At 68.3% G+C, this 8265-nt stretch carries 4 protein-coding genes and 6 pseudogenes; 6 read left to right on the top strand and 4 right to left on the bottom strand.

The genetic code is table 11. The annotated features are described in order from the left end of the window. The 3 genes and pseudogenes from ACFYOH_RS42080 to ACFYOH_RS42070 form a co-directional block, all read left to right on the top strand. Positions 1 to 263 (top strand): annotated as a pseudogene (locus ACFYOH_RS42080) (IS5/IS1182 family transposase); the annotation flags it as partial. Between the two features lie 83 nt (positions 264 to 346). Then, positions 347 to 1155, top strand: a pseudogene (locus ACFYOH_RS42075) (IS5 family transposase). A gap of 138 nt (positions 1156 to 1293) precedes the next feature. Continuing rightward, the gene (locus ACFYOH_RS42070) at positions 1294 to 2730 is read left to right on the top strand and encodes an NF041680 family putative transposase (RefSeq protein WP_388636922.1); all 1437 of its coding nucleotides are present in this window, start codon (positions 1294 to 1296) and stop codon (positions 2728 to 2730) included. A gap of 182 nt (positions 2731 to 2912) precedes the next feature. Here the strand turns inward: ACFYOH_RS42070 and ACFYOH_RS42065 are convergent. Then, positions 2913 to 3131 (bottom strand): annotated as a pseudogene (locus ACFYOH_RS42065) (ISAzo13 family transposase); the annotation flags it as partial. A gap of 99 nt (positions 3132 to 3230) precedes the next feature. Further along, positions 3231 to 3497, bottom strand: a pseudogene (locus ACFYOH_RS42060) (ISAzo13 family transposase); the annotation flags it as partial. A gap of 100 nt (positions 3498 to 3597) precedes the next feature. On the opposite strand from ACFYOH_RS42060, the gene ACFYOH_RS42055 reads away from it, so the two are divergent. Both ACFYOH_RS42055 and ACFYOH_RS42050 read left to right on the top strand, forming a co-directional pair. Continuing rightward, positions 3598 to 3906 carry a transposase domain-containing protein gene (locus tag ACFYOH_RS42055; RefSeq protein ID WP_388636919.1) on the top strand — a complete coding sequence of 103 codons (309 nt, stop codon included), beginning with the start codon at positions 3598 to 3600 and terminating at the stop codon, positions 3904 to 3906. 20 nt (positions 3907 to 3926) lie between these two features. Beyond that, positions 3927 to 4565 (top strand): annotated as a pseudogene (locus ACFYOH_RS42050) (IS4 family transposase); the annotation flags it as partial. 237 nt (positions 4566 to 4802) lie between these two features. Here ACFYOH_RS42050 and ACFYOH_RS42045 read toward each other — a convergent pair. Together ACFYOH_RS42045 and ACFYOH_RS42040 are read right to left on the bottom strand one after the other, a co-directional pair. Then, positions 4803 to 5189, bottom strand: a pseudogene (locus ACFYOH_RS42045) (S8 family serine peptidase); the annotation flags it as partial. An 83-nt stretch (positions 5190 to 5272) separates the two neighbouring features. Further along, positions 5273 to 6154: a S8 family serine peptidase gene (locus ACFYOH_RS42040; RefSeq protein ID WP_388636916.1), complete on the bottom strand. Its 882-nt coding sequence runs from the start codon at positions 6152 to 6154 to the stop codon at positions 5273 to 5275. A gap of 889 nt (positions 6155 to 7043) precedes the next feature. On the opposite strand from ACFYOH_RS42040, the gene ACFYOH_RS42035 reads away from it, so the two are divergent. Continuing rightward, complete coding sequence (locus tag ACFYOH_RS42035) at positions 7044 to 7970, top strand: DUF4241 domain-containing protein (protein WP_388636913.1); 927 nt, start codon at positions 7044 to 7046, stop codon at positions 7968 to 7970. Positions 7971 to 8265: the final 295 nt, after the last annotated feature.

Raw genomic sequence — 8265 nt, 5'->3', positions numbered from 1 at the left:
TGCTGTATGCCGACCGTGGCTACGACCACGACCTGTACCGGCGCCGGCTGCGCGAGCGCGGCATCGCGGCGAAGATCGCCCGGCGCGGTCAACCGTGCGGCTCGGGCCTGGGCCGCGTCCGGTGGGTCGCCGAGTCCGCCATCGCTTGGCTCCACGGTCCCCGCCGCTTACGCACCCGCTGGGAAACCCGAGACGACATGCACGACGCCTTTCTTCAGCTCGCACACTGCATGACCCTCGCCCGGAAGAACCCGGCATTCTGAAAGGAGTCCTTAGCTTGGCGTTTAGAGCTTGTCTCACGTGGCGTGAGATGGATGCGGCATGATGTCTTGCCATGGGTGTCGGTCTGTCACAGCGGTTGGTTCCTGACGAACTCTGGGCGCTGGTTGCTCCGTTGCTTCCGTCGTTCGCCTCGCGTCCGCAGGGCGGGGGCACGGCCCCGTGCGACGAGCGGGCCGTGTTCACCGCTGTGGTGTACGTGTTGACCAGCGGATGCGCATGGCGGCACCTACCCGAGACCTTCGGGGTTTCTCCCGCCACCGCGCACCGCCGGTTCTCCGCTTGGACCGAGGCCGGACTTTGGAGACGGTTACACCGAGCAGTCCTGGACGAGCTCGGTGCGCGCGGTGAAGTGGACTGGACCTCAGTGATTGTGGATGCGGCCTCCGTCCGCGCGAAAAGGGGGGATCGCTGACGGGGCGCAATCCGGTCGACCGGGGCAAAGAAGGGCAGCAAGCTGCACGTCCTGTCCGACGCTCAGGGCTTACCCCTGGCGCTCGGTGTGTCTGGTGCGAACGTCCATGACAGTCAGGCTTTGCTGCCGCTGGTCCTGGGCATACCCGCGATCCGGTCGCGGCGCGGGCCGCGCCGGCGCCGCGACCGGCAAGCTCCGCGCGGACAAGGCCTACCACTCCGCCGAGCACCTGAGGTGGCTGCGCAGCCGCGGCATCGTCCCCCGCATCGCCCGCCCGGGAATCGAATCCAGCGAGCGGCTCGGCCGACACCGCTGGAAGATCGAAAGGTCGAATCTCCTGGCTCTTCGGCTACCGCCGCCTCACCGTCCGGTACGAGCGGAAGGGTACGCATTTTCTCGGCTTCCTCGGCCTCGCGGCCGCCCTGACCTGCTACAAGAAGCTGACCGACCTCACCACGTGAGACAAGCTCTTATGGTCTGCGGTCGAACACGGCCTCGAACTTGCTGATGGGTTTGGTTGTCCCCCGGACGTGAGAGCGGCCTTCGTCTGATCCTGTGCTCCGTCACAGAGGCATGGGATCAACACGAAGGCCGTAGCAATGAGTCTGCTGCAACACCGCGTCCCACGGGATGCGTTTGCCGAACTGTCACGCTTTCGGACGGAGCTCTATGCCTGTCTAACCGGGCGGCGCGATGCGCTGTTCGAGCTGAGCGACGCCCTGCTGTGCACGGACGGTCCGGTGAAGACATTGGTCGAGCTCTCGCTGGCGCCCGAGCACCGACGCGGGCATGGCGCCTTATACGGCGGTCTGAACTGCGGGAATCTGGATGTGGCACGGCTACGCACAGCGCTGGCGGGACTTCCGCTTCCCCGCACGGCGGAGGGGCGGCTGGTCCTGGCCGTCGATGTGAGCAACTGGTTGCGGCCGGATGCGAATACCAGCCCGGAGCGGCTGTTCTGTCACACATACGGTCGGGGCAGGGGTTCGGCCCAGATGATCCCCGGTTGGCCCTACTCCTTCGTTGCCGCCCTGGAGCCGGGCCGGACGTCGTGGACGGCCGTGCTGGACGTGCTCCGGCTGCGGCCGTGGGACGACGCGATCGCCGTCACCGCAGTCCAGGTGAGGGAGGTGTTCCAGCGGTTGTATGTGGCCGGCCAGTGGCAGATTGGCGACCCGCCCGTTCTCATCGTCGTCGATGCCGGCTACGACGTGACCCGTCTGGCCTTCCTGCTTGCAGACCTGCCTGTGGAGTTACTGGGGCGGATGCGGTCGGACCGGGTCCTGTTCTTCCCGCCTCCGCCACAACCGGCGGGCAAGCGCGGACGCAAGCCCAAGCACGGGGCGGAGTTCACCTTCGAGGACCCGGCCACCCATCCTGTCCCGTCCATCACCACGGTGACCGACACCACTCACTACGGACGGGCCACCGTCAGGGCCTGGGACCGCCTGCATCCGCTGCTGACCCGACGCTCGGCCTGGACCGACCATCTCGCGGAGCTGCCGGTCATCGAAGGCACCGTCATCCGTCTGCAGGTAGACCACCTCCGCGGCGACCGCAACCCCCGGCCCATCTGGCTGTGGTGGTCGGCCACCGATGCCACCGCCGCAGACGTGGACCGGCTCTGGCAGGCCTTCCTGCGCAGATTCGACCTGGAACATACCTTTCGGATGTTCAAGCAGACGCTGGGCTGGACAACTCCCAAGCTCCGCGAGCCGGCCGCCGCTGACCGCTGGACCTGGCTCGTCATCGCCGCCCACACTCAGCTCCGCCTGGCCCGGCCCCTGGCCGAAGACCTCCGCAGACCCTGGGAGCGGCCTGCACGTCAGGGGCGTCTCACGCCAGCACGAGTACGCCGAGGATTTCGCCGCCTCCACGGCAAGGCCCCTCAGCCGACCAGTGCACCGAAACTCAGTACCGCTGGCCCGGGCCGACCCATCGGCATGAAGAACAAGCACCGCGCACAGGAACGCACCGTTGGGAAACAGGGCCAACCGGACCTCACGGCAACCATCACAATTGGCAGAGCTGGATAAACGTCAAGCTTAGGACTTGCCGGGAAACAACACGTCGGTTTGATCTTGGTTTCGTCGGTGTCGAGGAATCGGGCGATGTCGTCTGGTGTGAGGAAACGGGCTGTTGAGGCGGGGAGATAGACACCGTGGGCGTCCAGGAGCGGGCGGACGTCTTTCACTGCACGGCTGATGGTCATGGCGGTGGTGTTGAAGAGCTGGCCAAGAAGCTCCTGGAGCGTATGTTTCCGCAGGTAGAGGATGGTGACCAGGATCTGGTCGGCGGGAGTGAGGGTGGGCTTGCGGCCTGTGCCGCGGGCGACGCGGCGTGGTCCGCCGCGGGCTGCGTGACGGACCTGCTCGCGGTGCTCTTCCAGCCCGGGGATCAAGGTGCGGGTCAGGACGCTGAGTTGCTTGCGGGACATGCCGGTCAGCTCGGGATGCTGCAGGTCGTGGAGCGTGAGGGAGTGATAGCCGCCGGCTGACCGCCCACGTTGCCGTGGAAGGGCCAGGGGCGGTCGGTGATCCGCGGGGTAAAAGGTGTAGTTCCAGTCTCCGTGGAAGAGGTGGCGTGTGATCGGCAGGGCGGCGATGGCCTCGTCGCTGACGCGGATGCCGGTGGGATACTCACCGCTATCGAGCTCAGCATGCACCGTCAGACCGGTACGGCTGGTCGTCGCGGCGATGGTCCGAAGCATGACTTCATGGCTGGTCAGGGGCCTGCCGCGCCAGTTCATGGTGATGTGGGCGAACAACCGGTGCTCGATCTTGTTCCACTTCGATGTGCCGGGCCAATGCCGTTGTTTGAAGGTTTATCGAGTTCGTGGTGACCGGGTTGGCTGTTCGGCCGTTGTTCCCGGTGTGCATCCGTGGACTGGAGTGTCGGAGCGAGTGCGGCTGGGAGCGGTCACGCAGTGGGTGACCCCCGAGCTGGTGGGCGAGGTCCTGGCGGAGTGCCGTAAACGGGACCGTAGGCCGGGCGCGCTGCCAGCCGTGTTCATGGTCTACTTCACGCTCGCGCTGGCGCTCTTCCATCAAGACTCCTACGACGATGTCGCCGAGCATGTGGTCGGCGGCATCCCGGAGTTGAGCGCGAGCATCCCGCACAAGGCGTCGTTCACCCGGGCCCGGGAGCGTCTGGGGCCGGAGGTTCTGGAGCGGCTCTTCCACTACCTGGCCGGCTGGCCCCGGCAGGACTGACAGGCTCCTTCTACCGGGGGATGCGCCTGGCGGCGGTCGACGGGTTCCTGCTGGACGTGCCGGACAACGAGGCCAACCGGCGCGCCTTCGGTGGGCCGAAGGACTCCAGCGGCAAGCCAGGAGGGTTCCCGCAGGCAAGGGTCGTGACGCTGACCGAGACCGGCACGCATGCCTGCATCGACGCGCGAGTGGGCGGCTACAACAGTGGTGAACGCGACCCTGCCACGGCTATGGCATCCTCGGCCGCCGGCATGCTCGTGATCATGGACCGGGGCTTCCCCGGGGTGGAATTGTGGAAGGCGTGCACCGGCGCCGGCGCCCACCTGCTGCTGCGGGCCCGTTCATGTGTCGCCCGTCGCCCGGTGCGGCACCTGCCCGACGGCACCTACCTGGCCCGGATGAACCTCGCAGGCCAGAAGGGCGCCCATCCCGGCGGTGTACTGGTCCGCGTGATCGAGTACCGTGTCGACGGCGGCGAGACGATCCGACTGCTGACCGACCTTCTCGACCAAGACGCCTATCCTGCACAGGAGTCGTTGGCGCTCTTGTATCACGAGCGCTGGGAAGCGGAATCCGCCTACCGGCAGATCAAGACCTTCCAGCGCGGCCGTCAGGAAGTCCTGCGCTCGGCCGACCCGCAGCTGGTGCGCCAGGAAGTCTGGGCACACCTGATCGTGCACCACTGCCTGAACCGCATCATCATGCGGCTCGCCGACGGCCACGGCATCGACCCGGACCGCATCTCGTTCGTCAAAGTCCTCAAACACACACGCAGGAGCGTGGTCCGCCAACGCACCGACACCCCGACGAAGATCCGGAAGTTCCTCACCTCGCTGGCCGCGAAGGTCCGCCGCAGTGGTGCTGACCAGTGCGTCCTTGAGCTGCTGGCCCGTCCAGTCCGGGTGTTCCTGGGCCAGGAGTGCGGTCGCGCCGGCGACGTGCGGAGTGGCCATCGAGGTTCCGCTCAGCGTCTGGTAGTAGCCCTCGCCCTCGGTGGCGCACTGCGAACGGGCCGCCAGTACGTTGACCTCGGGTGCGGTCAGTTCGGGCTTGAGACCGGCGTCGCCCCTGCGTGGGCCAGTGCTGGAGAAGGAGGCGAGCTGGTCGGTGCCGTCCACCGCGCCGACGGACAGCGCGGCGTCCGCGACGCTGGGAGCCGAGACGGTGTTGCGTCCCCGGTTGCCGGCCGCGATCGTGTACAGTGCGCCGGTCTCCTGGCTGAGTGACTCGACGGCCTGGCTCAGCGGGTCGCTGCCGTCGGTGGGCGCGCTGCCGAGGCTCATGCTGATGATCTTCGCGTGCTGGTCGCGGGCGGCCTACTCCATGCCCGCGATGATCCAGGAGTCCTGGCCGGAGCCGTCGTTGTTCAGGACCTTGCCCACGTGCAGGAGGGCGCCGGGGCGACGCCCTTCTCCTTGCCGTCCGACGCCGCTCCGGTGCCGGCGATGGTGGAGGCGACGTGGGTGCCGTGGCCGTTGTGGTCCTCGATGTCCTCACCGGGGACGAAGCTCTCACTGCTCGCGACCTGGCCGGTCAGGTCGGGGTGCTGCGTGTCGATGCCCGTGTCCAGTACGGCCACGTCCACGCCCTTGCCGGTGTAGCCGCTGTCCCAGACCTGCGGGGCACCGATCTGGGCGGTGGTGTCCGCGAGGTCGGCCTCGGCCTTGCCGTCCAGCCAGATCTTGGCGATTCCTCGGCCCAGGCGGGGCGTGGCCCCGGCGGTCCGGCCGGTGGCGGACGCGGCGCTCGAGGTGAGCGAGGACCAGAAGGCCGTGGCGTCGTCGCGCGACTCTGACAGGGCGGCGCCCTGGATGCTGTCCAGCGCGACGGTCCTGGTGGCGCCTTGGGGCAGCGGCACCTGGGTGCGGGAGCGCGCCGCGGCATCGGTGTAGGTCACGATCAGCGGCAGCTTCTGGGTCCGCGCGTCGTCGTAGCCGTCGGAAAGGAGCTGGGTGATGTCGAAAAGCCCTCGGTCCAGCTGCCCTGATGCCACGTAGGGCAGTGCCGAGTCCGGATACATGTAGGTGTCCGTGCCGACCGTGGAGGTGGTGAACCCGGCGACCCGTCCGTTCGGGTTCGACATGGAGCGGGTGACTGTGCCGTCGGCGGCGGTCCTGACGGTGACCCTGTCACCGGTGATCAGGGTGACGGTCTGCAGGTTCGGTCCCGGGACGGCGGCCGGGCCGACCGAAACGTTCCCGGTGCCGGCTGTCGGCGATGCAGCGGCGAGCATGCTGGGCACGGCCATGAGTACGGAGGACGTCACGCCGATTGCGACGAACGCCCGTATATGACGGGATCTAGCGGACAAGAAGACCTCATCGTTATCACTGAAGGGTGGAGTCACTGGCGGACGTTACGTAAAGAACACCCGGAGTTCGAGGACGAGATCTGGCGAATATGTGTCGTGTCCACAGTCCGCCACGCCTCGATCGGCGAACGAGGCGGCCCCGGCCACGCCCAGGAGCTCGGGTGCGCGACCGACACGTATCTCCGACCGAGAGAAGGGGATGTCTGCGAACGCATGATGCGAGAGCGTGAACCCTTTCGTCGGCCGCCCACGTGTTCCAGTTGCGGGATCCTAACTAGTGCTGAGCTGCCGAGCTGCCGAGCTGCCGAGCTGCCGAGCTGCCGAGAGGCGGCAGGTGCAAGGGAACGTCGGCCGTCCGGCCGGGGCGTGCCCGCCCGCTTCTCGTTCGCCGGCATCCGTGGGTGGACAGGCTCGAGCGAGAAGAGGCCCCGGCATCGGATGAGGATGCGGGGTCTCACCCCGTCTCGGAGAACCCCGGCAGCACGCCCACCGCCTGAGGGTTTTCGTCCGGCGGCTCCGGTCGGGTGTGCGGTGGGTGCCGCAGCCTGCCGTCTTCGGGCGGTGATTCGTCGTCATCCCGCATCGGATGGGCGCGGCATCGTCATACCCCCGCCTGTGGCCGCACCGGGCAAGGGGCACCCCACAAACAGGCAGCGAGGTATCTGCTCCTCTTGATGTCGGAGACCTTTGTCCGCCTGGCGTATGGTCCTTCTGGTGGCTTTGCCTCCGGTGCTCCCTGCGCTCGCTGCCCGCCCGGTGTCGGCGGCGGAGCACAGTTCGTTCCGCGCGCGGCCAATCCGTGCCGCCCCATCTCCTGGAGATTCCCATGGCTGTGCCTCAGCCCGATTTCACGCGTCTTCTGACGGACGGCGGCCCGTACCCCTTCCCGCACGACCGTTTCCGGGCGCGGATCCGGGTGCTGCCCGGTGTCCCACTGTCGTTGCCGAGCGGGAAGGTAATCGCTATCGAGCCGTTCATGGTCGGCGGCGACGACGGCGACGAATTGGCCTTCACCGAGCAGGTGAAGCCCGGTACGTACCCGGTGGTGCTGTCAGAGATCGACCTGATCGACGACGGCGGCGTGGTCTGGGACACGCGCGTGGCCGCCGCCCGTCTAGTGATACGCGACGCGCCGGTGGCGCGCTGGGAGTTGGCCCACACCGCGGAGCAGGACCGTGCGGAGCTGGATGACGACGAGCACTTCGGGTTTCCTGTCGACGGAGGGCTCGGCTGCTTCCTCGACGCGGAGACCTACCGCGTGGTCGGTGAGGAGGAGGACTTCGCGAACCGTGTCATGAGGACCATGTATCCGCGGTTCGGCGGGACCGCAGACGGCGGGGTGGTCCCCGCCCCCGTCACGCTGGCTGTGGGCGACGAACCCCACGCGGTGGTCTACTACTCCACCGGCTTCGGGGACGGCGTGTACGCCACCTGGATTGGCTTCACGGCAGCCGGTGACGTGGGCTGTTTCCTCACCGACTTCCAGACCCTCGGCGACGAGCACGAGGGCGAGGGCGGAGACGACGAGTACGGCAACGATGCGCCGACGGCTCCGGTCACGTCGCAGGAACCGGTCCCGCTGGCCACCGCGCTGACCAACAACGCGCTCGTCCTCGGTGTTGCCCTCAGCTCGGCTGGCTCGCCCTTGCTGGGCCAGGCCACGCTGTCCGCCACGACCGACGCCGTCCCCCCCGCCCGCTTCGCAGACGGCCAGGCTCCCGCTGCGCTCCCAGCCCGGGGCCAACGGGACTGACGGGACCGGCATCCGGACACCGGGCCGGGCGTAGCCCGCCGTCTGCCCCGCCCATCAGGCGCGGGGCCACATTCGGCAGGCCGGGCTCTCCGCCGGGTGCCGACGCGCGCCCGGCTCGCGCATGTCGCCGGCCCCGGTCGCCAGCCTCGGCCTCGGTCCTGCGCCCTCTGCCCCGCCCATCAGGCGCGGGGCCACATTCGGCAGGCCGGGCTCTCCGCCGGGTGCCGACGCGCGCCCGGCTCGCGCATGTCGCCGGCCCCGGTCGCCAGCCTCGGCCTCGGTCCTGCGCCCTCTG

The organism is Streptomyces sp. NPDC007856, from assembly GCF_042868225.1.
In the GTDB taxonomy this organism is placed as follows: domain Bacteria; phylum Actinomycetota; class Actinomycetes; order Streptomycetales; family Streptomycetaceae; genus Streptomyces.
Note: the sequence above shows the minus strand (reverse complement) of the source record. Positions and strands in the feature narration are given on the sequence as shown.